This is a genomic window from Streptomyces sp. NPDC058663, assembly GCF_042716745.1.
Classification (GTDB): domain Bacteria; phylum Actinomycetota; class Actinomycetes; order Streptomycetales; family Streptomycetaceae; genus Streptomyces.
Window position 1 is genome coordinate 16,982 of record NZ_JBHXRV010000073.1, and the last position, 15,082, is coordinate 32,063.

16 protein-coding genes and 2 pseudogenes are annotated in these 15,082 nt (G+C 69.4%); 6 read left to right on the forward strand and 12 right to left on the reverse strand.

Annotated features, from left to right (window positions below; all coding sequences use genetic code 11):
• Positions 1 to 96 precede the first annotated feature (96 nt).
• Positions 97 to 657 (forward strand): TetR/AcrR family transcriptional regulator, encoded by a 561-nt coding sequence (locus ACFWVV_RS35140; RefSeq protein WP_384357736.1) that lies wholly within the window; start codon positions 97 to 99, stop codon positions 655 to 657.
• A 184-nt stretch (positions 658 to 841) separates the two neighbouring features.
• On the opposite strand, the gene ACFWVV_RS35145 is transcribed toward ACFWVV_RS35140, so the two are convergent.
• The 3 genes from ACFWVV_RS35145 to ACFWVV_RS35155 all read right to left on the reverse strand — a co-directional run bounded on the left by ACFWVV_RS35145 (position 842) and on the right by ACFWVV_RS35155 (position 4,988).
• Positions 842 to 1,141 carry a hypothetical protein gene (locus ACFWVV_RS35145; protein WP_384357734.1) on the reverse strand — a complete coding sequence of 100 codons (300 nt, stop codon included), beginning with the start codon at positions 1,139 to 1,141 and terminating at the stop codon, positions 842 to 844.
• Positions 1,142 to 1,523: 382 nt separating this feature from the next.
• Positions 1,524 to 1,862: a hypothetical protein gene (locus ACFWVV_RS35150; protein ID WP_384357732.1), complete on the reverse strand. Its 339-nt coding sequence runs from the start codon at positions 1,860 to 1,862 to the stop codon at positions 1,524 to 1,526.
• Positions 1,863 to 2,969: 1,107 nt separating this feature from the next.
• The gene (locus tag ACFWVV_RS35155; protein WP_384357730.1) at positions 2,970 to 4,988 is read right to left on the reverse strand and encodes a protein kinase; all 2,019 of its coding nucleotides are present in this window, start codon (positions 4,986 to 4,988) and stop codon (positions 2,970 to 2,972) included.
• Between the two features lie 109 nt (positions 4,989 to 5,097).
• Between ACFWVV_RS35155 and ACFWVV_RS35160 the strand changes: the two genes are divergently transcribed.
• Positions 5,098 to 5,691 (forward strand): hypothetical protein, encoded by a 594-nt coding sequence (locus tag ACFWVV_RS35160; protein WP_384357728.1) that lies wholly within the window; start codon positions 5,098 to 5,100, stop codon positions 5,689 to 5,691.
• Here ACFWVV_RS35160 and ACFWVV_RS35165 read toward each other — a convergent pair.
• The 3 genes from ACFWVV_RS35165 to ACFWVV_RS35175 form a co-directional block, all read right to left on the reverse strand.
• Positions 5,681 to 5,962 (reverse strand): hypothetical protein, encoded by a 282-nt coding sequence (locus ACFWVV_RS35165; RefSeq protein WP_384357727.1) that lies wholly within the window; start codon positions 5,960 to 5,962, stop codon positions 5,681 to 5,683. The two genes, ACFWVV_RS35160 and ACFWVV_RS35165, sit on opposite strands and share 11 nt — an antisense overlap.
• A 630-nt stretch (positions 5,963 to 6,592) precedes the next feature.
• Positions 6,593 to 7,060, reverse strand: coding sequence for a peptidylprolyl isomerase (locus ACFWVV_RS35170; protein ID WP_384357769.1), 468 nt, complete (start codon positions 7,058 to 7,060; stop codon positions 6,593 to 6,595).
• 430 nt (positions 7,061 to 7,490) lie between these two features.
• Entirely contained in the window at positions 7,491 to 7,709 is a 219-nt protein-coding gene (locus ACFWVV_RS35175; protein WP_384357723.1) for a hypothetical protein, read from the reverse strand.
• Between the two features lie 421 nt (positions 7,710 to 8,130).
• On the opposite strand from ACFWVV_RS35175, the pseudogene ACFWVV_RS35180 reads away from it, so the two are divergent.
• Positions 8,131 to 8,934: pseudogene (locus ACFWVV_RS35180) on the forward strand (transposase family protein); the annotation flags it as partial.
• A gap of 58 nt (positions 8,935 to 8,992) precedes the next feature.
• Here the strand turns inward: ACFWVV_RS35180 and ACFWVV_RS35185 are convergent.
• A pseudogene (locus tag ACFWVV_RS35185) lies at positions 8,993 to 9,157 on the reverse strand (MerR family transcriptional regulator); the annotation flags it as partial.
• 224 nt (positions 9,158 to 9,381) lie between these two features.
• A complete protein-coding gene (locus ACFWVV_RS35190) occupies positions 9,382 to 9,744 on the reverse strand; it encodes a MerR family transcriptional regulator (RefSeq protein ID WP_384357721.1) in 363 nt (120 codons plus the stop codon).
• Positions 9,745 to 9,817: 73 nt separating this feature from the next.
• On the opposite strand from ACFWVV_RS35190, the gene ACFWVV_RS35195 reads away from it, so the two are divergent.
• A complete protein-coding gene (locus ACFWVV_RS35195; protein ID WP_384357719.1) occupies positions 9,818 to 10,678 on the forward strand; it encodes an NAD(P)-dependent oxidoreductase in 861 nt (286 codons plus the stop codon).
• A 506-nt stretch (positions 10,679 to 11,184) separates the two neighbouring features.
• Here the strand turns inward: ACFWVV_RS35195 and ACFWVV_RS35200 are convergent.
• The 4 genes from ACFWVV_RS35200 to ACFWVV_RS35215 form a co-directional block, all read right to left on the reverse strand.
• Complete coding sequence (locus ACFWVV_RS35200; protein ID WP_384357717.1) at positions 11,185 to 11,325, reverse strand: hypothetical protein; 141 nt, start codon at positions 11,323 to 11,325, stop codon at positions 11,185 to 11,187.
• A gap of 426 nt (positions 11,326 to 11,751) precedes the next feature.
• A complete protein-coding gene (locus tag ACFWVV_RS35205) occupies positions 11,752 to 12,240 on the reverse strand; it encodes an IS5 family transposase (protein ID WP_384357715.1) in 489 nt (162 codons plus the stop codon).
• 22 nt (positions 12,241 to 12,262) lie between these two features.
• Entirely contained in the window at positions 12,263 to 12,457 is a 195-nt protein-coding gene (locus ACFWVV_RS35210; protein WP_384357767.1) for a DUF3732 domain-containing protein, read from the reverse strand.
• Entirely contained in the window at positions 12,444 to 13,409 is a 966-nt protein-coding gene (locus tag ACFWVV_RS35215) for a helix-turn-helix transcriptional regulator (protein ID WP_384357713.1), read from the reverse strand. Before ACFWVV_RS35215 ends, ACFWVV_RS35210 begins: the two co-directional genes overlap by 14 nt.
• A gap of 63 nt (positions 13,410 to 13,472) precedes the next feature.
• Here ACFWVV_RS35215 and ACFWVV_RS35220 point away from each other — a divergent pair, with 63 nt between their 5' ends.
• Together ACFWVV_RS35220 and ACFWVV_RS35225 are read left to right on the forward strand one after the other, a co-directional pair.
• Entirely contained in the window at positions 13,473 to 13,859 is a 387-nt protein-coding gene (locus ACFWVV_RS35220; RefSeq protein ID WP_384357711.1) for a VOC family protein, read from the forward strand.
• Between the two features lie 182 nt (positions 13,860 to 14,041).
• Positions 14,042 to 15,031, forward strand: coding sequence for a Gfo/Idh/MocA family protein (locus tag ACFWVV_RS35225; protein WP_384357709.1), 990 nt, complete (start codon positions 14,042 to 14,044; stop codon positions 15,029 to 15,031).
• The last annotated feature ends 51 nt before the right edge of the window (positions 15,032 to 15,082 follow it).

Consider the following 15,082-nt stretch of genomic DNA (forward strand, 5'->3'; position numbering starts at 1 on the left):
GCGGGCACCGTCGCACCCGCAACTAATTAGATTATGTCTCCAATCTAAACATGCGTCTACGATAGATGCCAGTCGAAATCCAAACGGGAGGTGGTCATGGGCCGCGCATCGCAGGCACAGGCGGAGGAGAACCGTAGGCGGGTGGTGGACACCGCATCCCGACTGTTCCGGGAGCAGGGCACGCAGGTCAGCGTCGCCGACCTGATGAAGGCGGCCGGTCTTACCCATGGCGCGTTCTACAAGCAGTTCGCCTCCAAGGAGGCGCTCGTCGACGAGGCCACCGCCCATGCCTTCGCCGAGCTCGCCCAGCGCTACAGCGCCGGGCTGGAGCGGCACGACGGGCAGCGCGAGGCCGCCCAGCAGGCGCTGATCGACATCTATCTCTCCGTCGAGCACCGTGACGACCCGGCGGACGGCTGCCCGGTCGCAGCCCTCGCCACCGACATCGCGCGCGAAGGCGGGGGACGCGAGGCCCGTCGCGTCTACACCGAGGGGGTGACCGACTTCGCCGGCTTCCTCGCCACCGACGACCAGGACGGCATCGTCCGCCTCTGCACCCTCTTCGGCGCGCTGGTCCTGTCCCGGGCCACCGCCGGCTCCCCACTCTCCGGAGAGATCCTCGACGCCGCGCACGCAGCGTTGACGGAAGCAGGCTGATCAAAGGGCGGTGCGGGTGTACGTCGACTGCATGCGTGGGCGCCGAAGCGTCCGCGGTCAGGCGGAGGCGGTCGCGCAGCCGACGTCATCGTGTCAGCAGGGCTGCGATCCGGCGCCGGACGCGTACCCGACCGCGGTTACGCCGCCGCGATCCGCGTAGGCGGCACCGTTTGGCCCACCAGGTTCACGGCGACGTGCCGGCGGGGCGGGCCAGTTCGTCGGGGTAGCTGTCGAGTGGCGCGAGGGGTTCGTGCAGGTTGGTTTGCCCGCTCCCCTGCCCCGATCCGGGCTGCGTGGTGTGCTGCTGCTGGCGGGCACAATCGGCCGCGTCCTTTGCCGGCTGCTTCAGCTGCGGTCCGTCCGCGACGGTGCGGCTGCGGGCTTCGGCGGCCCGGCGGTGGGCGGCCGGCCGGGTGCGGTTCTTCGGCGTGCGCAGCCACGTCGCGGAGTCGGTTGTGCGGCTACCCAGGTACCCCTTGGGCACCGCGGCCTGCTGATGTACCTGGACGGCGGCGGCCCGCTGCGCCGCGGTGGGCGCGGCGTCCCGTTCTGGGTGGGCGACGACGTACAGCGCCGCCTGGTCGTCGTTCTGGTTGTGAGCGCGCGTGGCAACCGAAGCCGTCGCGTCGTGCGCTGTGTTCCGCGCGGGGGCAGAGATCCAGGCTTCGCGGATCGCCTTCTGCAGGGCAGGGCTGGCGACCTGGGCACGCTCATACCTGCTCGACCGGGCAGCCCGGGGTCAGCCGCCACCCGAGTCGGCCGAGGCCGAACCGCCGGAAGTCCAGACGGAGTTGAGCTGCGGCCGATCGCGCGTACTGCGCTCGGTACGTAGCTCCACCACGACCCGGCCGGGTCGAGCAGTGCCTTCAGCGCGTGAGACGCTGAGGGTCGCCGCCGGTCGGGAGTGCGAGCCGCTCCCGGCTGCACCGTAGGACGAGTTCCAGCGCGAACGTGGAGACAGCCGGCTTGTGGTCCCCCTGGTACGGCTCCACCACCTTGTGCGTCAGCCGCACCTCGCGCAGGGTCGTGACGGGCAGCCAGTCGTCCGGCCCGGTGGCCCGGACCAACCGCAGAGACGCGGGCACCCCGGCCGGAGCGAACTCCACCCGCAGGATGTCCCGGGCTCGGGAAAAGGCCAGCGCCAGCCAGCCGATCAGGTACTCCAGCCCGAAACTCCGCTCGACGACCCAGCGCCTGGGGACCACGGAGAAGCCTTTGACCTGCTCGTTTCTGCTCCTGGGCGCTGTGGTCTTCCACCATCCCTGCGCTCGCGCCGAATGCGAGGCCAGCAGTCAGGCCTTGGAGGCTCTCGACAGTGGTCGTGGCGATGGTCAGGAAGTGATCGTGCGTCCCGACAACGGCGAGAGCTTCCGCCTCATGTTGAAGCGTCATGTCGGCAGCTCAGAGGTTGTCCCTGTCCCGCTGGGGCTGTCGTGGTTTCCAGAGCCGTGCTAATCGCGTGGTGCGTGTTCCCCCCGGGGCTACGACGAAGAAGGCGGCAGTGCGATGACTACGGCTGCCTACACCAGCGACGGACGGCCGAAGGGGGCTGGCTGGGCTGACCAGTCCACGGATGCCTGCGGGCTCTGTTCACAGCAGCTTGTTGCGTGCAGAGTTGGGTGCCGCGCCGGGGCGCCTTCCCCGCGACGGGCGCCCCGGGCGGCCGCGCCGTACCCAGCCGTCGATGCCCACCGCACGGCGCGCCCATTTCGCCACGACGTCTTCCGGCGTAGGTCATGGACTCGGGCGGCAGGTACTGCCCGGCACACCCCAGACACACGTAGATCGTCCGCATCGCGCTGTTCTCCTATCCGAGACCGGAACCGTGGCAGGTGCTGCACGGGCCGGTCCATTGCCGGGTGACGGACTTCTGGTTCCCCTTCTCGTCCGCCTCCACCGTGTGCTCCGTATGCTCGGTCACCCTCTGCCCACCGCACGCCTGGCAAGGCTGCTCGTCACCGCTCACCGACTTGGCATGCCCCGAATGACTTGGCTTCTTGACCGACTTTGAACCTACGGCCCGCTACAGAGTGGAGGGATGGCTGCACGGGGTGCAGCAGACCGTGTAGCGGTGTCTGCAGTCCGGCGACGGGGACGCGCCTCGGGCCGGGGAGTGCGGCACCCGGTCCTGCGCAGGTGACCGTGGTGCCGTCGCCCATCGTCCAGGCGATCGGGGTGACCGTGGCCCGACGGGGGGCTGCCACGCCGCCAGCCGTCGCCGTGGTCGGCCCGAACGTCGACTCGGGGAATCGGGGCGGGGCCCATGGCGAGCTTCGGGACGAGCAGGCGCTGATCTGCGCTGGCTTTCCCGATCAGTCCGTGGTCTTCGTTAGTTCGGCCCCGATCTCCAGCGTGATTCCCGTGAGCGGGGCGTCCGCGTCCACCTGCAGGCCTCCGCTTTGACTCAGGGTGATGTTCAGGACCGGGCCGTCCTTGGCGCAGCCGGGGTCGGAGGGAGCGGGCGCTCCCTCGTTCTCAGGTGTCCGTAGTTTCGCCGGGGCGGTGTACAGCTTGGATTCCCGGCCTTTCTCGACCCAGACGGCGAACGGCTCGGCGAGATAGTGGCAGGCCTCACCGTTCTGCTCGGTACGGAAGCCCAGCCCGTGCTGACCGGGGCCGAAGACCTTCAGGTCGAACCTGTCGTACTTGTCGAGCGCGTCGGCCTGGGCGCGCCACGGCCCCCGGAAGGGGTCGAGCACTTTGGTAGCCGGATCTCCCAGCGGGTCCTTCTTCAAGTTCACGGTGTCCACGGATCCCGAGAGCTCGAACTTGCCGTCCTTGGGGCCCTTGAGGGCCATTGCGGGCTGCGCGGCGCAGTCCTTGGCTGCGGCCTGCGGTTCGGCGCGTTCCAGGGTGGCCGCGGCCATGTGGATCGTGGCGCTGCCTGGCGTGTTCGCATCGGACACGGAGGTGAGGCGGCCGCTGTAGACGCACATATGGCCCTTGAACCGCAGGGAGTACTCGGTGACCTTGTCGCCGATGCCGCCTCCGGTGACTTTGAGGCGGGCCAGGGCGGGATCGCTCTTGACGGCCCAGTCGATGCCTTCCCAGGTGCCGGTGAATCCCTCGGGCAGAATGCTGGCCTTGTTCGCTCCGCTGCCGCCGTCGCCGTGCCCGGTGCCCCAGGAGCGGAAGGCGATGAGGCCTCCCACGAGCACGACGAGGCCTGTCGCGACCGAGGCGGCTACCACAAAGGGGCGCCGGTTGCGGCGGCTTGGGGCCGGAGGAGTTGGGGCGGGGCCGGTGGGGGCGTTGTGCAGGGAGGGGCCGGCCGGCGGTGGGAGCACCGGAGTGTGCGGGGTGGGGTGTGCATCGCGATGCGTGTTTGCGGGACCCGGTACGGGATGCGACGTGGAGAGGGGCACCGGGGCGGACGCCGAAGTGGGCGACGGGGCTGTCGCCGGGGCCGAGACGACCGTCGGTTCCGGGACCGAGGGTGGGGCGAAGTCCAGCAACTGTGCTGCTGTTCGCCCCAGTTGACGGAGTACTGGCCCCGGCAGCCACAGTTCGTCGGGGTCCATCGCCGTGCGGGCCCCCACGTCCTGCGGGGTGGGTCGGTGGGCCGGGTTCTTGGCCAGGCATTGCCGTACGAGGCCGAGGAGGGGTTCCGGTACGCCGTCGAGGTCGGGTTCTTCCTCCGCGACCCGGAACATCAGGGCGTGCAGGCCGCTGTCCGCGGTGCCGAAGGGAGAGCGGCCGGTGGCCGCATACGCGAGGACGGATCCCAGGCAGAAGATGTCGGAGGCGGGGGTGAGACGCTGTCCGCGGACCTGTTCCGGGGACATGAAGCCGGGAGAGCCGACGACCGCGCCGGTGCGGGTCATGGCGCCCTCGGCCAGGGTGTCCATGGCGCGGGCGATGCCGAAGTCGATCACGCGCGGGCCGTCCACCGTCACCAGGACGTTCTGAGGCTTGAGGTCACGGTGGATCAGCCCAGCCGCGTGGATGTCCGCCAGCGCCCGCGCCAGCCCGTTGGCCAGAGCACGTACCGAGGCCTCGGGCAGCGGGCCGAAGTCCTGTGCCACCACAGCTTGCAGCGAGGGGCCCGCGACGAACTGGGTTGCCACCCACGGCACCGGTGCCTGGGTGTCGGCGTCGAGCACGGCCGCCGTCCAAGCCCCGCCCACCCGCCGCGCGGCGGCCACCTCATGGGCGAACCGCCGCCGGAAGTCGGCATTCCTGGCGTACTCGGCGAGTACGACCTTCACCGCAACAGTCCGCCCCACATCCGAGCGGCCCAGGTAGACCAGGCCCATCCCGCCCGCGCCGAGGCGGGCGATCAAGCGGTACGGGCCTATGCAGGGCGGGTCTTCACTGATCAATGGCTCCACGGCAGGACCGTAACGGACAGGGCCGGCCCTGTCCGCCGGATCCGCAGCCCGGACGGAGGTCATCGCACCTCCTGCCGCGGCCGGGAGGACGTAGTCCAGAATCAGGGGCATGGACGTCCCCGAGCTGCTGGAAGCCGCTTCCCTGCTGGTGCCTGAGAAGTACGCCACTGAGAACGACCTCACGGTGAACGACGTCTGGGAGTACCTCGCTCACGACGAGTGGGAAGTGGCCCTCGATGTGCTGGAAGAACTCGCAGACGTCCACCCGCTCCCGCTCAGCTTCTGGGAAACCCTGGCCTTGGCCGCCGAACAGCTGAGGCTGGAGAAAAGCGCGGCCTGGTGCCACTGGCGCGGCTACGAGACCCGCCACGGGATCATCCGAGCCGACCTCACCCTGCGACCGCTCAGCGAAGCGCGGCGCAAGACGCCGATCCCCGGCGCCGGCGTCCTGCGACCGATGTGGAACATCGGCAACCGGACCGCGACCGGCGAAACCGATCTCAATATTGCCCTGCTCTGGGTGGAGTTCGCCCCGTTCCTGGAGCCGGGGGGACAAGCCCCGGTGCGACTCGCACCCCTGGACCCCTCACAGTGGCAGCACCTTCAGCCCGGCCAGATGATCACCATGCACGAGGACCAATCCGTGGCAGGCACAGCAGTTGTCTTGGAGATCCAGCGGCCCCCCTCCACCCTCACGTCATAGGAACGCGCAATCGGCTCGTGACGTTGGTGCAGAGAATCAGCCATGCCCCCGTCCGCCCCCGCGGATACGCGCCGTCCAGCCGCTTGAGCACCAGACCCTCAATGCCCTGGGGGCGGAGCTTCTCCCGCCACAGGCGGGCGACGTCCAGGTCCTCGGTCCCCGGCACCGCCTGAAGCGGCGGCCCGAGCGGGGCCAGGGTCTGGACGAGGATGCGCCGTCGCTCCCGGTACGGGCGGGCCGCCAGGAGCCCGCCGTGGGCGGGGTGGCGCATGAGCCGAACCCGGCATAGGAGGCGGGCAGGCGGCGGATCAGGGCGGCTGCGCGCGGCTCCCGCCGAGACCCGCTGCCGCACCGCGCCGAAGTCCAGGCGGCCGTCCCGGTAGATCACCTCCCTTCCCGTCCAGCAGGACCCCGGAGGGAAGGTCCATCGCGGCCGCCGCCAGATCCAGCCAGGCCCCGGTGACGACACGGCCCGACGTGGAGCGCACCACCACGTGGTGCGCGGTGCGCTCGATGGTGAGCCGGTCGCCGTCGAACTCCGGTTATGCGCGGGTGGACAGTCCGCCGGTGGTCCGCCCCATGGCGACTGCGACGGGCGGGATGCGGATGCCAACGCTGAGGATCTGGGCTGCGTTTGCGTGGTGGCGACGCCGTGACGAGGCGGGGTCGCGGATCGAGGACAGCAGCAGGGACCGGGAAGTGGCCACGGTCTACCAGTTCTGCCTGTGGGCCTGCGAGCAGGATCTCCGTACGCGCCCCTCCGATCCGGCAGTGCACCGCCTCCCCAGGCGGCCCCTTCCCGCTCCCGCACGATCACCGGCCGGCTGTGCTCAGCGTCGAGTGGTCCGCATCGCCCCGTATGGCGCACGGGGTGGTGCGGGCCGGAGTTCGAGGAGGGCCTTCAGAGCTGTCCGGAGGCTGTGATGACGACCTTCGCTGAGGTCTTTCCGCTGCGGCTGCCGAGTGCTTCGAGCTCCCTCACCACGTCCATACCCTCGACCACCGATCCGAAGACCACATGCTTGCCGTCCAGCCAGCGTGTCTTGGCCGTCGTGATGAAGAACTGCGAGCTGTTGGTGTCCGGGCCCCTGTTGGCCATGGAGAGCACGCCCGGCCCGGTGTGCTTGAGCTCGAAGTTCTCGTCGCTGAATTTGGCGCCGTAGATGCTCCTGCCGCCGGTTCCGTTGCCCTTGGTGATGTCGCCGCCCTGCAGCATGAAGCGGGGAACGATGCGGTGGAAGGACGAGCCCGCGTAGCCGAAGCCCTTTTCGCCCGTAGCCAGTGCCCGGAAGTTCTCAGCCGTTTTCGGAACCACGTCCTTGCGCAGCTTGAAGACGATCCGCCCGGCACGCTTCCCGTTGACGCTCATGTCGAAGTAGACACGCGGATTCGCATCGGGCCTCGCCTTGGCGAGAACAGGGGTGCCGGCCGCAGTGGGCTCAGCGCTGGCCAAGGGAAGCGAAAGAGCAGTGCCGGTGACGGCGAGGGTCACGATGAGCACGGAGCGACGACGCACGTGAAGACCTTTCACAAGACAAGACACGAGAGAAGAAAGCGGTCAGACCGCCACTCTTCCTGGTCCGGCTTCTGGGCCGGTGAGAAAACGCGTGCCGTCACTCGGACGGCCCCGCCTGCCCGACCTTCCCCGCGCATGACCCAATCTCCGCCTGGCACACCTCCCGCGGACAACGGACACCCTGAGAACCCCGTCCATATCTTCGGCTCCGCACCCCAGCCCTCCCCCTCGGGCCAGGTGTCCACGGCCTGCGCGAGTGCCAGGTCAATCGGGGGGCCGCTCGTCATACGGCCCCGCCGTACTCATGCGGGGCGCCGCCCTCCCAGACAATGGCCGCCGAGTCCCCGTCCACCAGGCCCTCCGCAGCCGTCTCATCAAGGCCGGCCTGCCGCAGAAGCTCCACCAGATCCCGGTCCGAGTACGCCACCCCCGCACCCCGGCCCCACAGGAACAAGCGGCGGCCACCCTCCGTGCGCGGGCGCTGCACCACGATCTCGTCCATACCCCCACCCTCACCCCACACCCGGCAACCCGCAGGCCGGGGCCAGCCCCAGCGGCGAGCGCGTGCGGACGTCACACCCCGGCCTGACGCACCCCCGACCGTGCGACACGAGACGTGTTCGCCGCCACTGCTGCTCCACGCACGGCACCGTGAGCACCATGCAGATGCGCCACGCACGGCACCGTGAGCACCATGCACCCGCGTTCCCTCCCGGCCCTCCTGGCCGCCGCCCTCTGCCTCAGCACGGCCGGATACGTGGCCGTCCCCGCCGATGCTCCCGCCGCCAGGGCTGCACCCCCCGCAGAACGCCCGCAGACCGCGCACACAGCCCCAGCTCTGGCCGGGCACGGTGATGCGGCGGGACCGCCGCGACCTGCTGCGACTCCGCCCGGAACCCAGGCGTCCTCAATGTCATAGCCATCGTGAAGGATCTCCGCGAGGAGGAGTCCGGAATCGGGCCGCGGGTGCCGGCGCCCGCCACCAGCTGGTGTTCGTCGACCGGCTGGTGGCCACGCTGATCCATCTGCGGCACGACTTACCGCATTCGGTGCTGGGCCTGCTGTTCGGCGTCGACCGCTCCACCATCACCCGCGCGATCGCAGAGATACGCGCGCTCCTTGCCGAGCGGGGGTGCGCTGTCCCCGACCGTCCTGGCCTGCGTCTTCGGACGCTGACGGACGTGTTTGCCTACGCCCAGGCCGAAGGCGTCGAGCTGCGGCTCGACGCCACCGAGATCCAGGTCCGCAGGCCGCCGGCTAACCGTGGCGGACGCCGTGCCTTCGTCTCGGGCAAGAAGAAGCAGAACACGATGAAAGCCACCGTGATCGCCGACTGGCGGGGCCGCACACTGTGGACTGATGCCCTGCGGCCTGGACGCATGCACGACGCCGCGGCCGCCCGCAATGAAGGCATCGCTGTCTGCTTCCAGCACTTCCCCGACGTCGAGGTCCTCCTGGACGACGGCTACCTCGGCCTGAGCCGCGACCACCGCGGGCAAGCAATCACACCGCCCAGACAACCCCGCCCGGGAGCATTGCCCGGCAGAGTCGAACAGTGGGAACGCGACCGCCACGGGCACTCCTCCGACCGCATCACCGTCGAACACGCCCTCGCCGATCACAAACGCTGGAAGCAACTGACGCGCTGGACCCATCGCCGCGACCGCCTGCCCGACACCTACCGCGCCATCGCCGGTCTCGTCTCCGACCGCACCGCTCAAGCCTGAACCAGCAGTCCTCCAACGGACCAGCACGCCTCACCCGCTATCACGCACCAACTCGTTAGTAGCGGCGGTGACTGCCCGGGGAGCGCAGCGGTGTGATGAGGCGGGCTTCGCCGATGGCGCGGAGGAAGCTCTGGGTGGTGTTGAGCATGTCGGCTGCCCGGCCCATGGTGTAGGCGGGGTAGTCGTCGTCATCGAGTCTGCAGAACGAGTCGTCTGCTGTCATCTGTACCTTCCTGTGGAACACACGTGGAGGGGCCCTGGTGGGCCAACGGAGCCAGCAGCCCCCGCAAACAGTCCCGCCGCCGCCCTCGCAGATCAGCCCGGCTGCACCAACGTGCCACTCGCGCGAACACCGACGCAACCTCGCGGCCCAGACCGCACCATCCTCCCCCTTCATGCGTGGTCAGCGACCACACCAGTTCAGGACACGAACCGCTGCTGGAGTACTCAGCTGGCCGCCCGCCGCTCCGTGGCCGTCAGGTACTCACCCAGTGTCCGACGGGATTGGACGAGTGTGCCGATTTGCTCGTCCAGCCCGGCTATACGCGCCCGAAGCAGCACCAGGGTCTCCGGGCAGGGCTTCAGGTCGGGCTCCCCGCCCGTGACGCACGGTTGGAGATAGCCGATCTCCTGGGTCGACAGCCCGGCGTCGAGCAGTTTCCTGATCTGGGACACCGCCAGTACGGCGTCTTCGCCGTACTGGCGGTAGCCGTTGCCGCCACGGCCGGGCAGCAGGAGGCCCTGCGCCTCGTAGTACCGCAGTTGGTGCGGATTCACCCCGGTCCGCCGACTCAACTCCCCGATCAGCACGCAGATTTCCCCTTGACCTTCATACCGGTGTGAACGTTGACGATTGTGCCAGCGATCAGAGAAGGAGCACATGATGCACACCAAAACACCTGTCACGGTTCTGGGCCTAGGAGTGATGGGCGGCGCCCTCGCCGGGGCGTTCCTGCGCGCGGGGCACCCGACGACCGTGTGGAACCGCACGCCCGCCAAGGCCGACGACCTCGTGGCCCGGGGCGCGGAATTCGCCCAGTCCCCGGCGGCCGCAATCGCGGCCGCCCCGCTCGTGGTGGTCTGCGTATCGGACTACGACGCCGTGGTGGACGTCCTCGACGGACCGCTCGACGGTCGGATTGTGGTGAACCTGACCTCGGGCACGCCCTCACGGGCCAGAAGGCTCGCCGATGAGGTGGCACGCCGCGGCGGCGGTTACCTCGACGGTGGGGTGATGGCCGTCCCGAAGGCGGTCGGCACGACTGACGCCGTACTCGCCTACAGCGGGCCGCGACCGCTGTACGACGCCTATGAGTCCGCTCTGGGCAGTCTCGGCACAAGCCTCCACCTCGGTGATGACCCCGGCCTGTCGGCCACACACGAGATGGCCACGCTTGTCCTCATGTGGGGCATGCTCGACGGCTTCCTCAACGGCGCCGCGATCCTCGGCTCGGCCGGTGTGTCCGCCACGGCGTACCTCCCCGTCGCACGGACTGCGATCGACATGGTGGCAGGCTGGCTTCCGGGCTACGCGCAGCAGGCCGACGACGGCGTCTACCCGGCCGACGACGGCACCTTGGACACCCACCTGACGGCGATGGCGCAGGTGGTCCAGGAGAGCGAGATACTAGGCGTCGACTCCGCGCTGCCGAGGCTCGTCATGGAACTGGCAGAGCGAGCGGCGGCCGCCGGCCACGGCGGCAGCGGGTACGTAGCGGTGGTGGAACAGTTCCGCAAACAGTGAGTCGCGCGTATCGGCAAGGCCGGCCACCATGCCGAATCCCTTCTCCAGGGCCAAGTCTCGAACTGCCCCGCTACCACGAAGTCCTGGAAAAAGCTGCGTGAGGCAGAGCCTGGCGGCCGCTGGCCCGCCGCCCCGGAGTATGGGGGCGGGGAGGAGAAGGAGAGGGTGGTTGACCCGATGGGCGCTCTCCAGCGATCCGTGGAGTCCGCCCGTGCCTCCCACGCGGTCGAAGTTCCGGGCAGCCGGCAGATCTCTGAACGAGATCGCTGCTGGGTCCAGCGCATCCCCGGCCCCGCGGCTCCGCGGAAGGCCGTTGACCAACAGCCCGTCCGGCCTCTCCGGGAGGAGCAACTCGCAGATGAAGCGCGTGGCAACGTCCTGCCGTTAGAGCGACAGCGATGAGGGCAGTCCTGGCGCCGCGGACCATCTGTACAAGGTGCTTGCCCCGCAGCGCCGTGGGCCCGCCCGTTCTGACGAAACGTGCGGGGCAGAATCTTGCGCTTGCGTCAGAGAAGGCCGAGCAGTCCGAGCTGCTTCAGTGTCTGGAGGCCGAGGCCAACGACGTGGGTGAGCGCGTTGACAAGAGGCGGAACGGCCCCCTCGACCGTGTTGACTCCGCCGAGGACCGCTCCCATGAGATCGCCCATTTTTTCCCTCTCGGTTGATGGTGCCCCGAGTACGAAGAATTGCAGTGCAGTTACCCGGAGGCGTTCCAGACCACCCCTGGCGTCATCCCTATGGGTGAGCGCGTATGTGTCGGCCCAAGGGGAGCACGCGGTGCCAGGGCCTGGCGCATGTTCTGGTGGCATCAACGCGCGCCGGTGGTCCGGGGCCGTCGGCGGATGCTCGGCGGGCACAGGGGGAAAACTCGAGCCGAGGAGAGAGGGCTCCGTAGTCCCGGACGAGGCGGCGGTTCTGCATCAGCCAACCGAAGGTGCGCTCAATCACCCAACGCTTCTTCTGCGGTGGGAACCCTTTGACGGTGGAGCGTTTCACGAGCTCGACGTCGATGCCCCTGGACGCCCCGTGCTGGAAGACGCTGTTCTGGTATCCGCCGTCGGCCCAGAACTTCGTCACGCTGGGGTGCGACGCGGCGAGCTCGCCGAGTAGGCGTTTCCCGCCGTTGCGTCGTGGACCGAGGCGGCAGTGACGGTGACCGCGAGTACCAGGCCGAGCGTGTCTGTGGCGACATGACGCTTGCACCCTGTGATCTTCTTGCCGGCATCGATGCCCTGACGGGCCTCGGCGACATTTGCGGAGGTCTTCACGCTTTGCGCATCGATGACAGCGGCCGATGGGGCCGCCGGTCGACCCTGTGCGCGACGGGCCTTGTCCCGCAGCAGATCATGCACCTGCTGAGTCGTGCCGTGCGCGTCCCACTTCGCGTAGTAGTCGTAGACGGTCTTGTACGGCGGGAAATCGTGCGGCAGGCACTCCCACGGGATACTCGTCCGGCTGACATAGAGGATCGCCTTCACGATCTCCCGCAGATCGTGAACCCGCGCCGCGATCCCCGGCCCTGTCCGGCCTGCCCGCCAAGACACGACCACCGGCTCGATCAACGTCCAGCGGGCATCGGAGACATCACTGCGATACGGGCGTCGAGGACTCACAGGGCACGCAACGACCCACCATCGTCGGCTGGTCGAGGATCAACGTCCGCGGGACGGATCCGCGGTGCTCGCTGAACCACACGTGCAGGCTCAGCAGCGTGGCGACGTGGTAGCCCAGGCGGTTCTCGGCGCTGTACCCGGCGCAACGCCCGCTACCGGGGCCGATCGCCTCCGTTGTCCTCCAACAGGTCCCGCATACGGCGCAGCAGCGCCTCGCGTACGCGGTCCGGTGACAGGACCCGTAGCGTGGTGCCCAGGCCGAGGAGGTAGGTGACGAGCTGCTCGGCGTCGTTGCCGCCTATTTCGACGAGGGTGGCATCGGGGCCGTCCGGGCGGTGGGTGCCGATCGTGGGCGGGACCATCCGCAGCGCCTGGTCCATGGGGTGCGCCAGCCGAACTGTCACATAGAGCGGGTACACGACGCCGGCGATGGACCGGGAGACGAGGAGCGCAGGATCGGGCGGGTCGACGAGTTCGACGGCATGTCCGGTCGGCTGTACCTGTACCACCCGGTCGGCCCGGAATGTCCGCCACTGGTCCCGGGCCACGTCCCGGGCGACGAAGTACCAGCGGCGGCCTGTGTGTACCAGGCGGTAGGGGTCGACGTCCCGGACAGTGGCGTTCCCCGCATGGTCCCGGTACGAAAGACGGGTGCGTTCGCCACGACGGCACGCGGCGGCCAGTTCCAGCAGCACACCGGGCGAGATCTGCCGTCCCTCAAGCCTGGGAGTGTGTACGAAGGTCGCATCCATCTCCCCCAGCCGGTCCGCGACCCGGGGTGGTAGGACCTGCCGAAGTTTCAACAGCGCCGACAGCGCGGCCTGTTCGCTGCCCAGGACGCCGCTGAGCGCGGCCTCCCGCAGCGCGACGGCCACGGCGAGCGCCTCCTCGTCGTCGAGGATCAGCGGCGGCACCTGGGCGCCGCCGCCGAGACGGTAGCCGCCCCACGGCCCCGGGTCGGACTCGACGCCGTAGCCGAGCTCCCGCAGCCGGGCGATGTCGCGCCGGACCGTGCGGTCGGTGACCGCCATGCGCTCGGCCAGCTCGCGACAGGTCCACGTCGGTCGCGAGGACAACAGCGAGACCAGTCGCAGCAGGCGGGCGGAGGTACTGATCACATCCCGAAGTGTTCCCCATGACCAGGACCGGAGCTGTCCTGGTCCCGTCATAGCGTCCTCCCCATGAGTACCGAACCCCCATCCGGGCCCGCGATCCGCTTGCTGTCCGTCGACTTCGACTGCCCGGACCCCGCCGAACTGGCCCGCTTCTACGGCACCGCGCTCGGCTTGCCCGTCGTCTGCTCCAGCGACGACTTCATCCTTCTCGGCCGCGAGGGGTCACCTGGGCTGGGCTTCATCCGGGTGGCCGACTACCGGCGTCCGACCTGGCCGGACCCGTCCCAGGGCAAGCAGGCGCACATGGAACTGGGGGTCGACGATCTCGATGCCGCCCACGCACGGATGCTGGCCCTGGGCGCCCTGGATCCCCCCGTCCAACCGCATCCCGACCATCGGAGGGTCCTGCTGGACCCCGCAGGCCACCCCTTCTGCATCTCCACGCAGGACTGAGTAGCGCAGACGTCGGCCGACCGGATCGTCCCCGTACCGTTCGTCTTCCCGTTCAGCCACGGCGGAGAGGCGGGGGCCCGGGGTCGCGGCCGTGAGCGGTTGTCGGTGCGGTCTCCTACTCCCTGTGGGAACGTACCCATAAGCTTGCTGCAGCCCTTCGCCGTATCGAACAGGAGCTGTCAGTGAGTGAGCAGATCATCAGTTGGGGAATCCTGGCCACCGGTGGCATGGCCGCCGCCTTCACCGAAGACCTGCTCCGTGAGCCAGGGGCTCGGGTGGCTGCCGTCGGTTCGCGGTCGGAGGCCGGCGCGCGGCAGTTCGCACGTCGGTTCGGCGTCCCCCGGGCGCACGGTAGTTGGCACGAGCTGGCAGCCGACCCGGAGATCGACGTCGTCTACGTCGCTACGCCTCACGCACACCACGCGGCGGCCGCGACGGTCTGCCTGGAGGCCGGCAAGCCGGTGCTGTGCGAGAAGCCGTTCGCGCTGAGCGGCCGACAGGCCCGCCTTCTGACCGAACTCGCTGCCAAGCGGGACCTGTTCCTGATGGAGGCGATGTGGACGTACGTGAATCCGCTGGTGCGCCGAATCGTGGAACTGACGGCCGACGGCGCCATCGGTGAGATCCGCTCGCTGCACGCCCGCTTCGGGGGGCGGGTGACGGTGGCGCCGGAACACCGGCTCTGGGACCCGGCCGCCGGTGGTGGGGCGCTGCTGGACCTGGGCACCTACCCGGTGTCTTTCGCGCATCTGCTTCTTGGCGCCCCCGAGTCGGTCACCGCGCACGCGCGGCTGTCGCCGCAGGGCGTCGACGAACAGACCGGCATCCTGCTCGGACATCCCGGCGGGGCCATGTCCGTACTGTCGTGTTCCCTGCTCGCCGACGACGAGCACGGGGCGGTGGTGTACGGCACGCAGGGCCGCATCGCGATACCGGCCGACTTCTTCAACCCGTCCGCCTTCGTGCTCCACCGCGACGGACACGAGCCGAAGGAGTACACGGCACCGCCCCGGCGGGGCAACGGTTACGGTCACCAGGCGCAGGAGGTGATGCGGTGCCTGCGGTCGGGGCTCGTCGAGTCACCGCTGGTGCCGTTGGCCGGCACCCTCGCGGTCATGGACACCCTGGACGCGGTCCGCGAGCGGATCGGCGTGCGCTACCCGGGGGAGTGAGCGGCAAGCACCACGGGCCCGCCCCCGCGCCCCAGGTGAGGGGTGCGGGGG